Genomic DNA, 19,300 nt, shown 5'->3' on the forward strand with positions numbered 1-19,300 from the left:
CTTCGAGAGGATTTCCCCATGCCCGCCGCAGCCCGTACCGGCGACCCCACCAACCACGGCGGGGTGATCGCCACCCCGCCGCCCGCCGCGGCCAGGGCGGTCGCGACCGTGCTGATCGGTGGCCGGCCCGCCGCCGTCGTAGGCAGCCTGCACGCGTGTGCGATTCCGCCGCACCTTGCCCTGGGACCGGCCAACGTGATCACGCCCAACCCGGCCGGTCTCGCCTCGGGACAGGTCCTCATCGGCGGGCTGCCGGCCGCACGGGCCCGCGACCAGACGGCGTGCGGCGCGATGATCGTCACCGGCGCCCCCGACGTTCTGATCGGAGGCGTGTGATGAGCGAGCGGTTCATCGGCCGTGGCTGGGCGTTCCCGCTGCGCGTCGGGCCGACCGGCGGGATCGCCCTGGTCGAACGGGAGCGGGAGATCGAGGAGGCGATCCGCCTGGTGCTCGGCACCGCGCCCGGCGAACGCCCCATGCGCCCCGAGTTCGGCTGCGGCATCCACGACTACGTCTTCGCCCCCGGCGACGGCGCCACCGCCGGCCGTATCGCGCAGCAGGTGCGCGAGGCACTGGAGCGCTGGGAGCCGCGGATCTCGGTCGACGACGTGGTCGTCGCCTTCGACGCGGTCGAGGACGGCACCCTCTACATCGACGTGCACTACACCCTGCGTTCCACCAACGACCGGCGCAACCTGGTCTTTCCCTTCTACACGATCCCCTCCGAGGAGGGGGCCGAGGAAGCAGGCGCGGACTGATGGCGCTGCCCTCCCCGAACCTGGACGACCGGCGGTTCCAGCAACTCGTCGACGAGGCGAAGCGATATGTGCAGCAGCGCGCCCCGGAGTGGACCGACCACAACGTCTCCGACCCGGGCGTCACCCTGATCGAGACGTTCGCCTACCTGGTGGACCAGTTGCTGTACCGGCTGAACAGGGTCCCCGACAAGAACTACACCGCGTTCCTGGACCTGTTGGGCATCCGTCTGTTCCCGCCGACCGCGGCCGGCGCCGACGTCGACTTCTGGCTCTCGGCGCCGCAGCCCGACACCGTCGCGCTGCCGCCGGGCACCGAGGTGACCACCGCGGGCGCCGAGAGCGACGAGGCGGTGGTGTTCACGACCACGGAAGAACTGCGCATCCTGCCCAGCGAGTTGACCCGCCTGGTGACCGCCCCCCGGACCGGTGAGCAGAGCGACCGGACCGGCATGCTCGCCGACGGCCTCGACATCCCCTGCTTCCAGACGACGCCGGAGCCCGGCGACGCGCTGCTGTTCGGACTGCCGACGGCCGTGCCGCGCTGCATCGTCGCCGTACGCCTGGACAGCCGTGTGGAGGGCATCGGTGTGGACCCGCGCCAGCCTCCGCTGGTGTGGGAGGCGTGGGACGGCGGCGGCTGGCAGCGGTGCGAGACCGGCGACGACACCACCGGCGGCCTCAACCGGCCCGGCGAGATCACCGTGTACGTGCCGGCCGGGCACACGGCGTCGGTGATCGGCGGCACCCGGGCCGGCTGGCTGCGCTGCCGGGTCATCGAGGCGGAGCCGGGCCAGCCGTTCTACTCGGAGTCCCCGACGGTGCGCGAGGCGGCGGTGTTCACCGTCGGCGGCACCATGTCCGTCGAGCACGCCGAGACGGTGACCGACGTACCGCTCGGCACCTCGGAGGGGGTCGCCGGGCAGACCTTCCGGCTCGGCCGCCCGCCGATCCTGCTCGACGCCGAGCCCCCCGTGGTGGAGGTGTCCTCCGACGAGGGGTGGCAGCGCTGGGAGGTGGTCGAGCACTTCGGCCGCTCCGGACCCGACGACCGGCACGTCCGCGTCGACGCCACCACCGGCGAGTTCGGTTTCCCCCCGGCGCTGCGCGAACCGGACGGCACGCTGCGGCAGTGCGGTGCCGTGCCGCCCAAGGGCGCCCGGATCCGGGTCGCCCGCTACCGCACCGGCGGCGGCCCCGCGGGAAACGTCGCCCGCGGTGCGATCTCCGTCCTGCTCAGCTCCGTTCCGTACATCGCCCAGGTCACCAACCGGGAGGCGGCGCGCGGCGGGGTCGCCGGGGAGACCGTCGAGAACGCCCGGCGGCGCGCACCTCAGGCGCTGCGGATGCAGGACCGCGCGGTGACAGCCGAGGACTACGAGATCATCAGCCGCCAGGCCGCGCCCTCGGTGCGCCGGGTCCGCTGTCTGCCGGCCGCGGACGCGCCGGGTGCGGTACGGGTCCTGGTGGTGCCGGACGCGGTGGCCGACGAGGGCGACGACCGGTTGCGCTTCGAGCAGCTGATCCCGTCCGACCAGGTGCTCTCGGCGATCACCGCGAGCCTCGACGAACGGCGTCTGATCGGCACACGTCTCGTGGTGGAGCCGCCGGTCTACCAGGGCATCACCGTGGTGGCCCGCCTCTCGGCGGCCCCCAGCGACACCGACAAGGTCCGCGAGGCGGCGCTGGACGCCCTGTTCCGCCACCTCAACCCGCTGGTCGGCGGCCCGGACGGCACCGGATGGCCGTTCGGGCGGCCGGTCCAGTACGGCGAGATCTTCGGTGTCCTGCAACGCGCCACCGGCAACGCGCTGGTCGAGGAGATCCGCCTGTTCCCGGCCGACCCCGTCACCGGCCGCCGCGGCGCCCCGACGGACCGCATCGACGTGGGTCCGGGCGCGCTGGTCTTCTCGTACCAGCACCAGGTGGTCGTGACGGGAGTCGGGGCGGAGGGGCGGGGATGAGCCGCGCCGCGATACCCGGGCTGCCGAGCAGGTACCCGATCGGGGAGCAACTGCCCGCACTGTACGCCGACGACGACTTCGCGCAGCGGTTCACCACCGGGCTCGACACCGTTCTCGCGCCGGTGTTCTCGACGCTCGACAACCTGCCCGCCTACCTCGACCCCCGGGTGACCCCGGTCGACTTCCTCCAGTGGCTGGCGTCGTGGGTGGGTCCCCTGGACGATCCGCAGTGGCCTGTGGAACTGCGCCGGGAGGCGGTCGTCCGCGCGGTGGAGCTGCACCGGTGGCGGGGCACGAAGCGGGGGCTGGCCGAGGCCCTGCGTCTCGCGCTGGGCGTGCATGCCGAGGTGAGCGGCGACGGTGGGGCGGCGTGGTCGAACACCGCGGGCTCCGACCTGCCGCCGGAGCCCGCCGCCGAGCTCCTGATCCGCGTCCTTCCGGACCGCGAGTCGGGGACCGGACGGCTGGACGTGGACAGGGTGCACGAGATCGTCCGGGTCATGTGCCCGGTGCACGTCGCGTTTCGGGTGGAGGTCCTCCCCGGCCCGCCCACCGAGGAAGGGAACTGACGCATGCGAGCATGTCCCGCATGCGGGGCCTCCAATGACCCCGCGGACGACTTCTGCGGCAACTGCGGCACGTATCTGGGCTGGTCGGACTCGTCGGCGAGCACGGATGCGTCGACCTCCACGGACACGTCGGCGAGCGCGCAGGCACCCGCGAACCCGCCCACGGCCGCCTCGGCGGCGACGGGATCCACGGGGGCCCCGAACTCTCCGGCCGCCCCGGAACCGCGGCCGAACGCGGACCGTGCGGCGGTCCCGACGCCCACGGATCCTCCGGCGGCGTCCCCGGCCGGCACTCCGCCGAGGGCTTCCGCGGCGCCGTCCGCGACGCCTGCGGCAGCCGCCTCGGGGGAGGGGGCCGCGTCGGCCGCACGCGGCCCCGGGTCGTCGTTGCGGTCCCGGCTGACGGGTCGTGGGCGTGGTGACGCGAGGGGGACGAGCACCACGGACGCCCCGGCCGCGGTTGCCTCGGCGTCGGCTTCCGCGGCTCCGGACAGCCCGGCCGCGGTCACCTCGGCACCGACCGCCACGGCCCCGGACGCCCCGGGCACGGATGCCGCGGACTCACGCCCGGGCACCGGCACCGGCCCCGACGCGGCTCCCCCCACCGGCGAGGGCCCCAGCAGTGCCCCCGCCCGACCGGAGCCCACGAACGCTCCGCCCCAGCCCGCATCGGACGCCGCCCGCACCGACTCCCCGACCGGCGGGTCCGGAGGCGAGACCCCCGCCGAGGAAATTCCCCCCGCCCCGACCCCAGGGCTTTCGGAACCCGTACGACCCACCGCCCCCGCATCCGGAACAGGTGCCCGGCTCCCGACCAGCCCCACCCCCGACCCGATCCTTCCCGTCCTCCCGGCGAAGGCCGTCGCCCCCCGTCCCGTCGTACGTTCCGCGGCGGTGCAGGACGGGGGCACCGGGCGGCCCTGTCCCGTGTGCGGGACGCCCAATCGGCCGGAGCGGAAGTTCTGCCGGCGGTGTGCCGCGGAGTTGAGGCCGGTGGAGAAGGCCGCGCCGTTGCCGTGGTGGCGGACGGTGTGGCCGTTCCGGCGTCGGGTGCGGGCGGGTTCGGGGCGGGGTGTGCGACTCATCGTGATCCTCGCCGTCGTGGTCGCGCTGTGCGCCGCCGGACTCTTCCTGCTCCCCGCCGGACGCGCCCTGTGGGAGGACACCCGGGACAAACTGGGCAAGGCCACGCCCGTGACCCCGGTGGACGTCAAGGCGAGCGGCGCGCTCCCCGGGCACCCCCCGACGAACACCACGGACGGGCTGAACAACAAGTACTGGGGAGTCCCCGAACCGGGCGCCTCGGTGACGTACACCTTCCGCAAGCCGTTCCGCCTCGTCGACCTGATCATCACCAACGGCGCGTCCACGTCCCCGGAGGCGTACGCCCGCCAGGCCCGCGCCCTCCAGGTCGACCTGGAGGTGACGACGGCCGACGGCACACGGCACGACAGGCAGATCGCCCTCACTGACAAGCCGGGCCCGCAGACGATCCAGACCGGGATCAGCGACGCGAAGACGGTACGCCTGACACTGCGCTCACCCGTCGGCCTGTCCCGGGGACGTCATCTGGCCCTGGCGGAGGTGGAGTTCTTCCAACGGAGCTGAAACCGGCGCCGTCCCGCTCCGTGAATGACCTTGTGGCGTACGGAAGTTGACGTACCCGTGGAGTGGAGACGGCGAATCCGCCGGGAACTGGAGGAGAGGCCGCGCCCCGTCCCGCCCATGGTTACGTTGATCCCGTGTGGAAACGGCAGCAGTCAGGGGACGGCGGGACCGGTGCGTCCGAGCAGGCGACCCGGACGTCCCGCGCCGCCCCGCCACCCGCCATCGCCTCCGGTGTCGCGCACCCTCCGCTGTCCCTTCAGCGCACCGCCGGCAACGCGGCCACCTCACGGGCCGTGCGAAGGGCCCGGAACCAGAGCGCCCGCCCCGCGCTGCCAGGCATCGAGGAGCGCACCGAGACGGGCTTCGTGCTGCCGTCGTACCTGATGCACCTCCAGGCGGGCGGCCTCTCCTCGACATACGGGCTGACCGGCCACGAGTTCGTCCGGCACGCGGTGTCCGCGGTCGTCGGGCACACCGACGGTACGGTCGCCGACCTCTCGGACGAACTGGCCGGACGGCCGGAGAGCTTCTTCGGGCAGGGCCGCGCCTTCGCCGTCGAGGGCCGAACGGGCGGGGAGTGGTACGACGTCACCGTCACGATCTCCCGGGCCCCCGACGACAAGCCGCCCGTCTTCCAGCCGGGGGACCTGCTGGCCGTCGCCTCGCAGGGGACCGACGGTGTGCCGCAGGCCCTGCTCGAGGACCCCCAGGGCAAGGACACCAAGCTCGACGTCCACCACAACTCTTCAGCCACCGTGAGCAGTTCGGGCGGCGGATCCTCCAGCAAGGGCGCCGGCGGCCTCGCCTTCGGGCTCGCGCCCGTCGTCCCGGGCCTGTGGCTCGGCGGTGCCGCCACCGGCAACGTCCAGCCCTGGCAGTCCTCCCGCGAGTCCCGTCGGCAGACGAACGTGGCCGAACCGCGTGTGCTGCGCAGCGACAAGGGCTCGGTCGAGGTGCACCGCAGAGTCCGCTACGAGGTCCGTGTCCGGCGGCACGGCACCGACGACGCGCAGACCTTCGGCGACTCCGGAACGCTCACCCAGCGCGTGCCGACCGAACACCTGGTCCCGGTCGGCACCGAGGCGCCCGCCCCGCCCACGCCGGTGTCCGCGGACACCGGCCGGCGCGTCTCCCTCGCCGACTCCCTGGCACCGGTCGCGGTCGCCGACGACGCGGCCCCGCACCAGACCGGCCGCGGGCTCTTCGACGCCGTCGCCTCCGTGCTGCACCCCTCGCTCACCGCCCCCGGCGCACCCGGGCGCGGGCGGCTGTACGACGTGACCTCCACGGCCACCGTCCTGGAGGACCTGCCCCGGCTGCTGCGCGACGGCGTGGTCGGCGAGGACCTGTACTCCAAGGACGGCAAGACGGCGGGCAGTTACCGGCTGCGCGCCGCGGTCACCGGCCTCTCCCCGGCCTGGGGCACCGGCAAGACCCAGCTGCGCACGCACCAGCACGGCCAGACGGCGGTCACCGAGAGCGCGGGCAAGGGGCGGGCCGTCCAGGCGGGTCTGGGCCCCGCGATCGGTGTCGGCGCGGCCTCCAACGCGGCCGTCGTACGGGCCACCGCCATGCCTGTCGCGGCGGCCCGCAAGGCGCGTTTCACCGTGGCCGAACAGAGCGTCGCCGGCCGCCAGGGCGCGGAGGTCCGGGGCGAGAAGGCGCTCTACTTCGGAACCGTGACGTTCACCGCGGAGGGTACGGGCCCGCGCTCGGTCCAGGCGATCCTGCACCCGGAGACCCGGGTCGCCGTCCACACGATGAACGTGTGGATCAGCCTCCGCGCCGACGAGGCCCGATCCTTCGGACTGCCGCTGCCGCTGGGCATGACGGCCGAGGAGTTCATCAAGAAGCCGACGCAGACCGATGAGAACGGCGACGAACAGAACATCGAGCGCCATCTCCCTTACGACGGCAAGGGATCCAGCGTCGCACTCAGCCAGGTCGACACCGGCCCGATGGTGCGGGCCGTCCAGCAGATGTTCGCCACCGACCCCCGACTGGCTGGCTACCTCCCCGCGTTCGGCACCACCGCGCCCGCCCTCGGCATCAGCGACGAGGAGGCCGAGACCCAGCGACGCAACCACCGCGAGCTGATGACCGCACTCTCGGAGACCAACCTCCGGGTGAACAAGGACCAGTTGCTGTCCACCGGCATCCGGGTACGGCTGCGCCGCAAGACCGCCATGCACGCCCACGACGTGCAGATCCTCGTCCGGGGCACGCTGAGCGACACCGCCTACGAGGGCGACATCAAGGACTGGTCGGTGCGCAGCCACACGACTGTCGGCGCCAACGCACAGAGCGGGCGAAGCAGTTCGCGCTCGATCGGCGGTCTGGTCCTCGGCCAGGCCAGGCTGGTCCCCGGCATCCTGACCGCCGGGGCCCGCTACGAGAAGCACAGCTCCGGCTCGCATCGCAACCAGGCCGGCACGACCGGTCGTACGGACGTCGTCGCCAACGGCTCCGACACCGCCAGCGCCTTCCGGGCGGCCCTGCACCTCGACGTGGAGGCCACCATGACCTCCCGGCCCCGCAAGCTCGCCCGCGGCCTCACCGTCGGCAGCCCGGGCCGGGACGTGCCGGAGGCCGAGACGCTGACGTACACGAACCTGGGCAGCCAGGACGTACGGCTGCTCACGCCGACCGAGTTCACCCTGGACCAGGAGGGCAAGGACCGGGCCGACGCGGCGCTCGGGGACCGTGCGGAACCGGCGCCCGCCACCGACGTGGCCGCCGAGGGCATCGGTGACCTGGCCACGCTCGCCCCCGCACCGGTCGCCGGATCCCTGCTGCGGGACTGGCAGCTGGTGGAGACCGTCGACGGGCAGCCCGTCCGCGACCTCGCCTTCGCGCTGCTGTCCAAGGCCGCAGCCCGCAACAGGCGCCTGCGCGAGGACCCGGCGCTGGCGACCGAGGGACTCGCGCCACGGCTGGCGATCGAGGAACGGTTCGGCGAACGAGCCGTCCAGGCGGCGCTGCGGCAGGCCTCGTCCTCCGGCTGGGTCGTCAAGAACCTCCGCTACCCGCGTCGCCTCGCCGCCCTCAACGGCGCGGTCGGCACCCGGCTGGCCCTGGCCAACCCCAGGTTCGTGCACACCGGCGAGGGCCCGGGCACCGAGACCTTCGTGCTCGGCGGCCACCAGTCCGCCGGGCAGTCGGGCCAAGGAGCCAGCAGCACGGTGCAGTTCGGCGTCACCGGCTCGGAGAGCGGCACCACGTGGCGCGCCGGGCAGGGTCTGTCGACGTTCCGCACCACGAGCGAGGGCGACTCCCAGTCGTACGCCCTGTCCGGCACGGTCGAGCGCAACGCCCACACCCCGAAGAAGGCCCCGCTGTATCTGGTCCAGTGCGACGTGCTGGTCACCATGGTGGCGGAGGTCAAGGTGACCGGCGGCGGCCCCTACGTGGCGAAGGGCGCCCAGACCCTGCCGGCCGCGGCGGGGGTGTGGCTGACGGAGGCGCAGCTTCCGCGGGAACTGCGGCGGGACGCGGGGCTGGAGGCCGCCGAACCGGACACGACCGCAGGAGACGAGAGCGACACGGAGAGTTTCCATACGGCCGCCGAACAGACCGTCCAGGACGAGAGCGACGACGAGAGTTTCTGGACGGCTCCCACGGGACCGGGGTTCCGCCGCGAACTCCCCCTCGGATTCGGCATGGTCGAGGACCTCCCGAACTTCGTGCCGCTGCTCGGTCAACTGCGTTCGCGTCTCGCCTTCGACCAGCAGCGGGACCTCGCCGACACGCTGCTGCCCCGGCGACAGCTCGACGACCGCAACGACAACGTGCAGCGCCTGCTCCGCGTCCTGGACCGGGACGGGTCCGCCGGACTGCTGTCCGGTGCCATGGACGGCGGGGTCACCGTCGAGCTGTTCGACGGCCGCAACACCCCGTACTGGGCGGTGTTCAAGGTCGACCGGGTGGGGGACGGCGAGTACGAGGGCGACGCGACGGACCGGCGGGACATGGAGTACATCACCTCGGCCGTGGCCCAGCAGGCGACCTCCCGCGACGAGGGCACGACCACCGGCGTCGAGGGCATCCTCGCGGGATCCGGCAAACCCGACGGCGGCTCGGGCCGGTTGAAGAGCACCGGCGGTGCGGCGGGCCTCGGCCTCTCGTCCGGCGCGTCGCGACGCGGCGGTGCCGTGAGCCGGGGCCAGCTCGGCATGAAGACGGTCGCGGACGCCAGTTCGGCGGCGGTGGCGAAGATGCGTGTGCCGGTCCGGGCGAGCCTCGAACTGTACCGGGGCAACACCCGGGTGGCGCTCGCCCTGCTGGACAACCTGGCGCTGACCCATCGCGTCCTGCGCACCGACCTGGACGCGCTCTCCCGCGTCGAACTCCCGACGCGGGACGTGCCCTTGGTCGCCCGGGGCTCGCACGCTCCCGACCCGGCGGCCCCGGCCGACCTGGGCGCCTGGCGCGCGAGCGGTGCCCGGCTGCCGATGGAGGCCCAGGTCAACGGCTTCCAAGGGGTCACACAGGTACGGCAGTTGCTGACGTCCGTGGTCCGGCAGGCGGGCGGCGGCGCGCGGTTCCGCGACAAGGGCCAGGCCGCCGCCTACGCACTGAACGAGGCGGTCTCCACCGAGTGGATGATCGCCGCCCTGCCGCTTCTCGCCTCCGCCGGCGTCGACCTGCCGCCCGTGCATGCCTCCGGTGCGGAGGGCCAGAACCTCCGGGCCTCCCTGCACGCGCGCCTGCGCAACGGCCGGGTCCTGGGCGTGGGCGACAAGATGGCCTTCGAGACGATCGGCCAGAGCCATCTGGAGGGTCCGCGCCCCACCCAGCGGGACGGCCAGAGCTCGGCCGACCACGGCAGGGCGGCCCGTGGCATGGCCGGCGCGGGGGTCCTCAACGCCGACCAGTTCCGCCTCAACCAGCTGATGGGCAACACGGGCGGCTCGGGCGGGACGACCGATGCCACGGCCAACGCGTCCGGCTCGATGCCGGTCCACAAGCCGAAGATGAAGTCGGTCCTGGTTCAGTTCACCCTTGACATCAGGGCGGTCGCCCACGTCACCAACCGGGTCCGCACCGGCAACACCTCCACGGCGACCCGCGAGACGACCCTCTCCCGCCCGGTCGTGATCCGCATGCCGGAACCCGTAGCGCGTCAGATGCTCACCACCCAGAGCAACCAACTCCGCGACGAAGAAAACCACTTGGGCCTCCGCCCGACGGTGGCACCGCCGCCCGCATAGCGCCCCGTTCCCTCGCCCCCCGCCCGCATCGTCGAACCCCACACGCTGCGAGGCGACGCCCTCTTCCATCAGGAACCATGTTCTGCCCTGCTGGGCCGGCTGGGAGACGCGGGCCATCGCCTGCCCTCCTCGACGACCGTGCAGGCGAACGGCGCCGCAAGGAAGACGGACGTGCCGACCCGGTTCCTCGGGGGGCTGCTGTCAGCCGGCCGGCTCCTCAGCAGGTCGGCGATCAGGTCCTTCCGTTCTGATGTGGGGCGAACGCCTTGCGCATGAGCGAGACCCCGAGGTGGGAGTTGTCGTGGCCGGCGGCGTTGCGGACGGCGACCTCGACGGCCTTCGTCGCGGCGAAGCAGGCCGTCTCGTAGTCGCCGAGGTCGTAGTACGTCCGGAGGGCGCCCTCCAGCTTGGGGTGCAAGGGGCCGACCGGTCTGTGGCGGGCGTCGAACCGGAGGATGTTCTGCGGGTCCGCCAGCAGATCGCGCCCCGCTTGGGTGACCCGTTGGAATGGCTCGCTCTGGCTCGGGACCTTGGACAGCGGAGCGTGCGCCTCCAGCCAGGCCCACGCGCCGGAGAGGCGGTCGAGGAGCGCCGCACTGTCGGATTCATCCTGGAACGCCATACGGGCAGCGCCGACGGTGCCCGTGTACGTCACGAATCCCGTCGCCTCGGCGAGGTGCCGGAGGAGCAGGAGAGCGCTGTCGCGTGTCGGCAGGCTTCGAATCCGTTCCGCGGGGACCGGCGGTATGGGGGGATCTTCATGGGCCGCACGCTACGTCGATCCGTCGATCCGTCGGCCCGTCAGGCGGTTTCCCTGCAGGAGAGGTTCCTGGGCATCGAAGGGAGAAGGCGGCTGCCCTACTGCCCGCACGGTCGGCATCTGGCGCCCGGCACGGCCCCATCCGCCAGCACAAACGGATGAGTCATCCGCTTGTGCTAACGTCGCCATTAAGCGGATGACCTATCCGGATCGCCGGGCTGGAGGAACGCAATGGGGAAGACAGCTGTGGTCACGGCCGGGACCGCCGGCATCGGCTTGGAGACGGCTCTGGGGCTGGCTGCCGCCGGATTCTCGGTCACTGTGGTCGGGCGCAGTGTCGACCGAGGCGCCCGGGCGGTCGACCGGATCAGCGCAGTGAACCCGGCGCGCCCTGGCCGGTTCCTGCCCGCCGACCTGGGCTCGCTCGACGGCGTGCGCGCGCTCGCCGACCGGATAGCCGGCGACCATGCCGCATCCGGCGAACCGCTGACCGTGTTGGTGAACAACGTCGGGGCGATGTTCGCGGATCGACAGGAGCTGGACGGCGTGGAGGCGTCGTTCGTCGTCAACCACCTTTCGCCGTACCTGCTGACGGAACTGCTTCTGCCCGCGCTCACGGCCGGTGCGCCGAGCAGGATCGTGAACGTGACCTCGGGTGCGGTCGGTGTCGCCAAGCGGGTGTTCGACGCCGTCGAGCCGCCCGGCGGCTATTACGGCTTCCACTGGTACGGCCGCGCCAAGCTCGCGAACCTCGCCTACACGCTCGACCTGGCGTCACGGCTCGACGGCACGGGCGTCTCGGTCTTCGCCGTCGACCCCGGAGGCGCCGCGACCGACATGACCAACGGCACCCTGACCGACCCGAAGATCGTCTCGCCGGCCCTGCGGCTGCTGTGGCCGCTGGTTCGCCGCAAGTTCGAACGCTCCACCGCGGGCCCGGCGTCCGAGGCCGCAAAGTCCTCCATCATCGCCGCCACCGACGAGTCCCTGACGGGCCGGACCGGCATCGTCATCGACGCCATGGCGCGCCCGGCGGCGCCGTTCCGTACGGCCGCCGACCCTCGCGTCGCCGATGCCGTGCTCCGACTCAGCCGGCAGTACGCGCCCCTCGTGGCACCCTGACCCGCCCGGCACGGGCGGCGGGACCATCCGGATGGGCTATCCGATTAGCATGTCCCCATGACGACACCACTGCGCAAGGACGCGGCCCGGAACTGGGACCGGATCGTGGCCGTCGCCCGCGAGCTGGTCGACCAGGGCACGTCGTTGCAGCTCAACGACGTCGCCCGCCGCACCGGACTCGGAGTCGGCACCGTCTACCGCCACTTCGCCACGCCCGAGGCGCTCCTGGAGGCCGTCGCCACGCCCCGCCTGGAGGCCCTGATCGCCCACGGCAGGCAGGCGCTGGCCGACACCGACGCCTGGCGGGCGCTGGAGAGCTTCCTGACCCGCACCGTCGAGGCGCAGGTCACCGACGCCTCTCTGGCGCCGGTCGCCGCCGCTTCCGTCGACGCCCTGCCGCGCACCACGGAACTCAAGGAGTCCCTGTGGTCGACGGGCACCACACTCCTCGACCGGGCCCGTGCGGCCGGGGCGGTCCGTCCCGACCTGGCCGCAGCCGATCTGGTCCCGCTCATGTGCGGCATCGCCTACGCCGTAGACGTACACGGCAGCGCTCCCGCAGACCGGATCGACACCGCGCATCGCTACCTGGCCGCATTGCTCGGCGGCCTGCGAGCCACGCCGACGACCGTGTGAGATCTCCCCTCTGCCGCAGTCCGGGGCAATCCTTGCGCCCGACAGCGACACCGGGCACCTCCGGCGCACGTCCATGACCGCCTTCCCTCTGGGGAATCGTGGCCGCAGGGGTGGGGAATTCCGTGTGCTGGACGCGGCCACCGCCGACCGGGCCGACCGCCGTTGCCGGCTGCTGACCTCGGTCGCCGCCATTACCGGCGTCGCCTTCTATGCGCGGCAGGACCCGGACACAGGCCACCCATCCCGCACCCGGGGAGCCGGCCGCGCCGCCTGCCTCGGCCCCCGACACCCGGCCCGCACAGCCGCCCCTCGCCCCCTCTTGGCTCTTCTCCGGAGTGGTCAGACCTTTCGGAAACGTTCGAGAATCGCGTGATTCGCTTCAGGCTGGACCCAGGTTCTGTCGTCAAATGTCACGCCCACCAGGAGTGAGGCGAGGGCGACGGCTGCTTCGCAGGGTTCGGCGGCTTTGCCGTATCGGGTGGCGCTGCCGCGCCACTGCTCCAAGTGGTTGAAGCACCGCTCCACGAGATTGTGGTGCTTGTGGACCGCGCGGTCGAAGGCCGGCGGCCGACCTCAGGCCGGCTTGCGCCACACGGAGACGTGCTTCGGGGAGTCCTGGGCGAACGGGGACCCGTCCCAGTCCGCAACGCGGCGTTCCAGCTCGAGCCCGGCGATCCGCGCCATCAGGTCGAGCTCGGCCGGCCATGCGTACCGGTGCCGGGAGTTCTCGCGGCGGTAGCGGCCGTCGTCGCCGTCGCGGGTGAAGTGGTGCGAGACGAGCATCTGCTCGACCACGTCGAAGGTGTCGAAGCCGAGATGCTGCTGGGAGACGTCGAACGGCACCGCGACCTGGCCGGGAGGCAGGAACCGCAGCGGCGGCACACCCAGCTCGATGACGAACCGGCCGCCGGGCTCCAGATGCCGTGCGGCGTTGCGGAAGCACTCGACCTGCTCGTCCTGGGTGAGCAGGTTCGTGATGGTGTTGTAGACGAGATAGACCAGGGTGAACCCGCCGGGAACGAGGGTGGTGGCCATGTCCCCGACGACTACCGGGAGCGTGCCCCCGTCGACCTTGCGCCGCAGCACCGCCGCCATGTGCTCGGACAGTTCGATGCCCACCACCGGCACTCCGCGTTCCCTGAGCGGGACTCCCACCCGCCCCGTTCCGATGGCGAACTCCAGCGCCCGGCCGTCTCCGGCGAGCTCGGTGAGGAAGTCGAGGGTCGGTCCGAGAACGGCAGCCGATGACGCTTCGGCCTTCTCGGCGTCGTAGCGTTCGGCGGTCGCGCGGGTCCACAGTTCACTGCTCGTCACGGGTGGCCACTGTGCCGGGGGCGGAGGGGCGATGTCGACGCATTTAAGTTCTCCGCGGGGCAGCGTGCACCGCCCCTACCCGTTGTTGCCTGGCCAGGGCTTCGGCCGAACCGCCCCGCACCCCGGATCGTCGGTCCCTGAGTGATCCGACCACCTTGGAGATCATTTCGTTAGGAGTTCTGAGGCCTTCTTCCCCGCCGCTCCGGTTCCAGGGTGGGCGGCGTCGTGTCGGGAAGGTGTGGGCCGCCCAGGGCACGGCGTCATTCGGTGACGCGGACCGCGAGGGCCGGGCGGATGGCGGCCGCGCGGCGCGCCGGTCCGATCGTGGCCAGGAGTGATGCGACGAAGGTGGCTGCGGCCAGGACCAAGATGCTCGTCCATTCGACAGGGAAGCCTCCTTCGAGGCCCTCGAACGCGGCGCTGTTGCTGTACATCAGCCAGGTGGTGAGGACGCCGAGGAGGGATCCGAGGACGATTCCCTCCAGGGCGATGAACGTGCTCTCCCCGAGGAAGGACCGCTGGACGGTGCGTGCCCGGAAGCCGAGGGCGCGGAGGATGCCGATGGTGCGGCGGCGTTCGCGTACGGCTCGGACCATGACGACGCCGAGGCCGGTGATGCCCACGCCGAGGCCCAGGGCGAGGAAGCCCTGCATGAGGCGGAAGAAGGCGGTGCTGGAGTCGAACTGCCGGCGGATGTCCGACTCGATGGGCGTGGCGACCAGACTGGACGACAGCTGCTCGCCCTGGAGCTGGGTCGCCAGCGCGTCGGGGGAGGTTCCGGGACTGGTTCTCACGAGCGCGGAGGCGGTCTGTGCCTGGGCGCCGAAGAGCTCGCGCGTCGCCTGCTCGCTCAGCACCACGGGGTAGGTGGTGGAACTGGCGCCGGTGCCCGGGTAGAAGACCATGCCGTTGCTGAGCACGCCGGCGATGACCTTCTGTTCGCTGCGGCCTGTGCGGGGATCGGTCAGGGTGAGCGTGTCGCCGGGGTCGTAGTAGTCGCCTGCCGGACCACCGGTGCTGCCGAAGAAGCCGTCGAGAACGACGTAGCGGGGGTCGGAGGCCAGAGCCCGCCAGACCGCGGGGTCGTCCGCCAGGCCGGGCAGACGCTCGCGGAAGGTGATGCCGGTGATCGCGCCGTCGGGCACCCCGACGGCGGCGATGTCGAGGGGCTGGGTGCTGCGGTGCCCCGGGTCGGTGGCCCTGCCCGTGGCGTTGACCAGCGGCGTCACGGCGGAGATGCCGGCGGCCGACGGGCCGGCCCGCAGCGCGGCGGCGAGTCGGTCGCCGGCGACCTGCGGGTTGTAGTCCAGCCGCAGGGAGTAGCCGGCGGTGGCGTCGGCGACGACCCCGTCGACCCCGGCGCGGAGGATGCCCGAGATCTCCGTCAGGAGCACGAGGACGAACACGATCAGGGTGTACATCACGAGCGTCGCGCCGGTCCTGAACCGCTTGGCCAGGGGGTACGCGACCGCGAGGCGGGCCGCCAGGCCCCCCTCCGTCGGGCGCTGGAGGAGTCGTCGCACGGGGCGGAGGAGCGTCTTCTGGTTGTCGCTGACGAGCACCACCGCGGAGAAGGCGGCCAGGGCGCCCTGGATGACGTACACGGACATCGACGGTGTGTCGAAGATCCGGGGGCGGATGACGGGGGCCAGGAGCGTCCAGGCGAGGACGGCTCCCGCGATCGCGGTGGTGACCGTGTGACGGGGGAGGACGCGCAGCAGCGCCGGAGCGGCGAAGGCGAGGGCGAGCGCTGGCATGAGGTACGTGGCGTCGGGCTGGCTGCTCGCCACCGCCGGGACGGCCGCGAAAGCGCACAGGACCGCCAGGGCCGTGGACACCGCGAGCAGACGGCGGCGCGGTCGTTGACCGGGCGTCGTCGGGAGGTCGCGGATGGCGGCGATGATGTTGAACCTGCTGATGCGCACGCTGGTCGCGAGGATCGAGGCGAAGGCGATGAGCAGTCCCATGGCCAGCCCGTTGAGGACGCTGGTGGGGGTGACGTCGAACGCGATGCGGATGCTGCTTCCGCCGACCGACCAGCCCTGGAAGATCTGCGCCGCCACCACGGCCACGCCCCAGCCGACGGCGACCCCGATGGCCACGCCCGGAAGCGCCGACAGCAACGCGTACGTCGCCCCTTCGAGGGTGAAGGACCCGACCAGCCGCGAGCGCTTCATCCCCACCGCCCGCACCATGCCCATCTGGGACTTCCGCTCCTCGCCGAGCATCACGAAGATGTTCACCAGGAGCAGGGCGCCCGCGATGATGCTGAAACTGCCGATCATGAGGAACAGGGCGCCGAGGGAGTCACCGGCCTGCTTCGCGTCCCGCAGGACCGTGTGCTTCGGCGTCTCGATCGCCGTCTGGCCGGCGAGCGGTCCCAGTGCCTGCCGGATGTCGGCGGTCACCCGGTCGGTCAGGGCTTCGCCGCTTTCGACGCCGCCTCGGTTGGACACGAAGGTGACCGAGCGTGGCTCCGCACCGGCGACCCGGGCGGCGGAGTCCAGGGCCTCCGGTGGCAGGAAGACGTCACGGTTCAGCCTGCCGCCGAGGCCCACACCGGCCAGACCCTGCTCCGGCACCACACGCTCGACCCGGTAGGTCTGCGGCGTCCCGAACAGATACAGCGTGACCGGATCGCCGGCTCCCACGTCCAGGGACCGGGCCAGCGGCTCGTTGACCACGACCTGGCCGGGCCTCGGGTTCGGTCCACCGAGACCGGAGTCGCTCCCCGGTGCGCCGAAGCGCGATGCCTTGTCGAAGTCCATCTGCCAGGCCAGAACGCGCGGTTCGGCGACCGTGCGGTCGGCGGCGGTGCTGACGGCCGATGCCTGGGTCGCCTGGGCGTTCAGGACTCCGTCGACATCGGGACTCCCCGCCAGGCCGGCCAGTCGTTCGGTGACGGCGCGGCCGGTCGGTCCCGGGGGTGCGACGACGCGTTCGTCCACCGGTCCCAGGGTGCGGTACGCCTCCTGCCGTACGGAGAAGTTCAAGGTGTCGCCGACGACCAGGGCGCCGATGACGATGGCCGTTCCGAGCATCGATCCGCCGATCACCAGTGCCGCCTCGGTGCGCCGGCGAGCGACCTGCCGGAAGGCCAGCCGCCGGGACACCGGCTGCCGGACGGCGACCAGCACGAGGGCCGCGAGGGCCACGGCCAGGGCGGTGAGCAGCGGGATGAGGAGGTTCGGGTACATGGTCAGCCCATGGGGAAGTCGCGGATCGCCGCCCGGGCGGTGACGGCCTGGCGGACGTCGCCGACCAGTTGCCCGTCGCGCATGCGGATCAGCCGGGGGACGCGGGCGCCGATGGCGCTGTCGTGGGTGACCAGGACGATCGTCTGGCCCTCGTCCCGGTTGAGCTCGCACAGCAGGTCCATGACCTGGTCGGCCATCGCGCTGTCGAGGTTGCCGGTGGGTTCGTCCGCCCACACGATGGCCGGGCGTCCGGCCAGGGCGCGGGCGATGGTCACCCGCTGCTGTTCGCCGCCGGACATCTCGCTCGGCCGGTGCTCGACGCGGTGGCCGAGGCCCACCCGGTCGAGCATGGCGAGCGCCCTGCGACGTGCGTCATGCGGCCGGGTGCCCACGAGCAGCAGGGGCAGTTCGACGTTCTCCACCGCGGAGAAGACGGGGATGAGGTTGAACGCCTGGAAGACGAAGCCCATGGTGTGGGCCCGGTGCTCCGTGCGCGCCGCGTCCGACATCGCGAACAGGTCGTGGCCGTCCACCTCCACCCGGCCGGCGTCGATGTCGTCGAGCCCCGACAGGCAGTTCAACAGGGTGGTCTTCCCGGAACCGGACGGTCCCATGACGCCCACCATCTCGCCGTGGCGCACGAGGAGGTCCAGGTCGAGCAGGGCTGTGACCTCGACGGAGCCCGTCCGGTAGATCTTGCTGACGCCGGTGGCGACGAGGAGTGCCCGGTCGGTGTCCATGCTCTCCATATCACCCTCCGAAGGAATGGGAGGCTACGGCCACCCAGGCCCCGAAGAGGGGCCGAAGGGCCCAATCGACGCTGCCGCGATCAGACGTCCGCGGTCGCCCGGGCGCGTCTCCGGACAGCGGTGGCGGCCAAGGCGCCCGCGGCCGTCGCCGTGGCGGCGAGGAGGACGAATCCCCAGGTGTAGTCGTGCGCGACGCTGTCGACCGCTCCCATCACAAGGGGCGGGAAGAAGCCTCCGAGACCGCCCGCCGCACCGACCACTCCGGTCACCGAGCCGACCCGCTCGGCCGGAACCAGACGTGCGACGAGCGCGAAGACGGCCCCGGACCCAGCTCCCAGGCCGGCGGCCATGCCGAAGAAGGCCGCCGTTCCCACGGGGACCAGCGCCGCCTCGAACGCCGCGACCAGGGCGCACACCGAAACGATCCCGTACGAAACCGTCAGCACGGGTACGGGGTGGATCCGGTCCGACAGCCAGCCGCCCACGGGTCGCATGGCCACGGCGAGGACGACGAAACCTGCGGTCCTCAGCGCCGCGTCGGAGCGGCCGAGCTCATAGGCCCGGGTGAGGTACGTCGGGAGGTAGACGCTGAACGCGACGAACCCGCCGAAGGACACGGCGTACAGGAACGCCAGCTGCCAGGTGGCCGGCGTGCGCATGGCCAGCGCCGTGCGCGACACCATCGACCCCGTCGCCGTCGCGCGTCCCGGCCTGTCGCGTAGGAGGAACCAGGCCACTCCGGCGTACACCGCGAGGCAGGCGGCCACGACGTCGAAGGGGAACGCACGGCCGACGGCGTCGGCGAGCTGGACGGTGGTGAACGCCGACAGGGCCGTGCCTCCGGTACCGATGCCGAAGACCCCGAGGGCGACGCCCCGCCGTGCCGGTGGGTACCAGGCGTTGACGAACGGCACGCCGACGGCGAAGGCCGTTCCCCCGATCCCGAGGAGGAAGCCGCCCGCGAGTACCTCGGCCAGTGAGTCGGCCAGGTGCCCCAGGTACAGCACGGGGAGGATCGTGAGCGCCGCGACGAGGGGGAAGACCCGGCGGGCGCCCCAGCGGTCCGTCAGCGCCCCCGCCGGGATCCGACCGAGCGCGCCCACCACCACGGGCACGGCGACCACCAGGGACTGCTCGAAGGAGCTGAGGCCGAGGTCGTCCCGCAGCCGCGGGCCAAGGGGGGCCAGCAGCGCCCACGCCCAGAAGCAGAGCGCGAACCCGATCGTGGCGAGGAGCAGCATCTGCCACGGCCGCGGTGCGTCCGCGACCGGCGGGCTCCCCGTGTTCCGGACCATGGTGGCCTCCCGGCAGTGATCCGCGTGGACGGCGTGAGCCGTGCTTTTCCCACTCTCCGGCCGCCGGGTCCCCGCTCTCAAGGGCCACTCGTTCCGTTCCGTGACCGTCCGGCCCCCGGCC

Annotated in this window: 13 protein-coding genes; 8 read left to right on the forward strand and 5 right to left on the reverse strand. The window is 72.5% G+C overall.

Translation table 11 applies throughout. From position 1 onward, the window contains the following. Positions 1 to 18 precede the first annotated feature (18 nt). The 6 genes from ACH4TP_RS29200 to ACH4TP_RS29225 all read left to right on the forward strand — a co-directional run bounded on the left by ACH4TP_RS29200 (position 19) and on the right by ACH4TP_RS29225 (position 10,106). Complete coding sequence (locus tag ACH4TP_RS29200; RefSeq protein ID WP_389235263.1) at positions 19 to 336, forward strand: PAAR domain-containing protein; 318 nt, start codon at positions 19 to 21, stop codon at positions 334 to 336. Continuing rightward, a complete protein-coding gene (locus tag ACH4TP_RS29205) occupies positions 336 to 758 on the forward strand; it encodes a GPW/gp25 family protein (RefSeq protein WP_041127460.1) in 423 nt (140 codons plus the stop codon). The genes ACH4TP_RS29200 and ACH4TP_RS29205 overlap by 1 nt, the downstream gene beginning before the upstream one ends. Further along, entirely contained in the window at positions 758 to 2,719 is a 1,962-nt protein-coding gene (locus tag ACH4TP_RS29210; protein WP_398439556.1) for a putative baseplate assembly protein, read from the forward strand. The genes ACH4TP_RS29205 and ACH4TP_RS29210 overlap by 1 nt, the downstream gene beginning before the upstream one ends. Beyond that, the gene (locus ACH4TP_RS29215) at positions 2,716 to 3,288 is read left to right on the forward strand and encodes a phage tail protein (protein WP_398439557.1); all 573 of its coding nucleotides are present in this window, start codon (positions 2,716 to 2,718) and stop codon (positions 3,286 to 3,288) included. The genes ACH4TP_RS29210 and ACH4TP_RS29215 overlap by 4 nt, the downstream gene beginning before the upstream one ends. A 1,074-nt stretch (positions 3,289 to 4,362) precedes the next feature. After that, positions 4,363 to 4,896: an NADase-type glycan-binding domain-containing protein gene (locus ACH4TP_RS29220; RefSeq protein ID WP_389235275.1), complete on the forward strand. Its 534-nt coding sequence runs from the start codon at positions 4,363 to 4,365 to the stop codon at positions 4,894 to 4,896. Positions 4,897 to 5,030: 134 nt separating this feature from the next. Further along, entirely contained in the window at positions 5,031 to 10,106 is a 5,076-nt protein-coding gene (locus ACH4TP_RS29225; RefSeq protein WP_398439558.1) for a hypothetical protein, read from the forward strand. A 232-nt stretch (positions 10,107 to 10,338) separates the two neighbouring features. On the opposite strand, the gene ACH4TP_RS29230 is transcribed toward ACH4TP_RS29225, so the two are convergent. Next, positions 10,339 to 10,728: a TIGR02391 family protein gene (locus tag ACH4TP_RS29230; RefSeq protein WP_398439559.1), complete on the reverse strand. Its 390-nt coding sequence runs from the start codon at positions 10,726 to 10,728 to the stop codon at positions 10,339 to 10,341. A gap of 369 nt (positions 10,729 to 11,097) precedes the next feature. Here ACH4TP_RS29230 and ACH4TP_RS29235 point away from each other — a divergent pair, with 369 nt between their 5' ends. Continuing rightward, on the forward strand, positions 11,098 to 11,988 hold the full coding sequence (locus tag ACH4TP_RS29235; protein ID WP_398439560.1) for an SDR family NAD(P)-dependent oxidoreductase: 891 nt from the start codon (positions 11,098 to 11,100) through the stop codon (positions 11,986 to 11,988). 57 nt (positions 11,989 to 12,045) lie between these two features. Beyond that, on the forward strand, positions 12,046 to 12,624 hold the full coding sequence (locus ACH4TP_RS29240; RefSeq protein ID WP_398439561.1) for a TetR/AcrR family transcriptional regulator: 579 nt from the start codon (positions 12,046 to 12,048) through the stop codon (positions 12,622 to 12,624). 573 nt (positions 12,625 to 13,197) lie between these two features. Here ACH4TP_RS29240 and ACH4TP_RS29245 read toward each other — a convergent pair. The 4 genes from ACH4TP_RS29245 to ACH4TP_RS29260 form a co-directional block, all read right to left on the reverse strand. Continuing rightward, complete coding sequence (locus ACH4TP_RS29245) at positions 13,198 to 13,938, reverse strand: class I SAM-dependent DNA methyltransferase (protein WP_398439562.1); 741 nt, start codon at positions 13,936 to 13,938, stop codon at positions 13,198 to 13,200. A gap of 260 nt (positions 13,939 to 14,198) precedes the next feature. Next, positions 14,199 to 17,135 (reverse strand): ABC transporter permease, encoded by a 2,937-nt coding sequence (locus ACH4TP_RS29250; protein ID WP_398439563.1) that lies wholly within the window; start codon positions 17,133 to 17,135, stop codon positions 14,199 to 14,201. A gap of 2 nt (positions 17,136 to 17,137) precedes the next feature. Continuing rightward, positions 17,138 to 17,884 (reverse strand): ABC transporter ATP-binding protein, encoded by a 747-nt coding sequence (locus ACH4TP_RS29255; protein WP_398439565.1) that lies wholly within the window; start codon positions 17,882 to 17,884, stop codon positions 17,138 to 17,140. Between the two features lie 80 nt (positions 17,885 to 17,964). After that, positions 17,965 to 19,179: a nitrate/nitrite transporter gene (locus ACH4TP_RS29260; protein ID WP_398439566.1), complete on the reverse strand. Its 1,215-nt coding sequence runs from the start codon at positions 19,177 to 19,179 to the stop codon at positions 17,965 to 17,967. Positions 19,180 to 19,300 lie beyond the last annotated feature (121 nt).

The sequence above is a fragment of the Streptomyces sp. NPDC021012 genome (assembly GCF_044333355.1).
GTDB lineage: Bacteria > Actinomycetota > Actinomycetes > Streptomycetales > Streptomycetaceae > Streptomyces.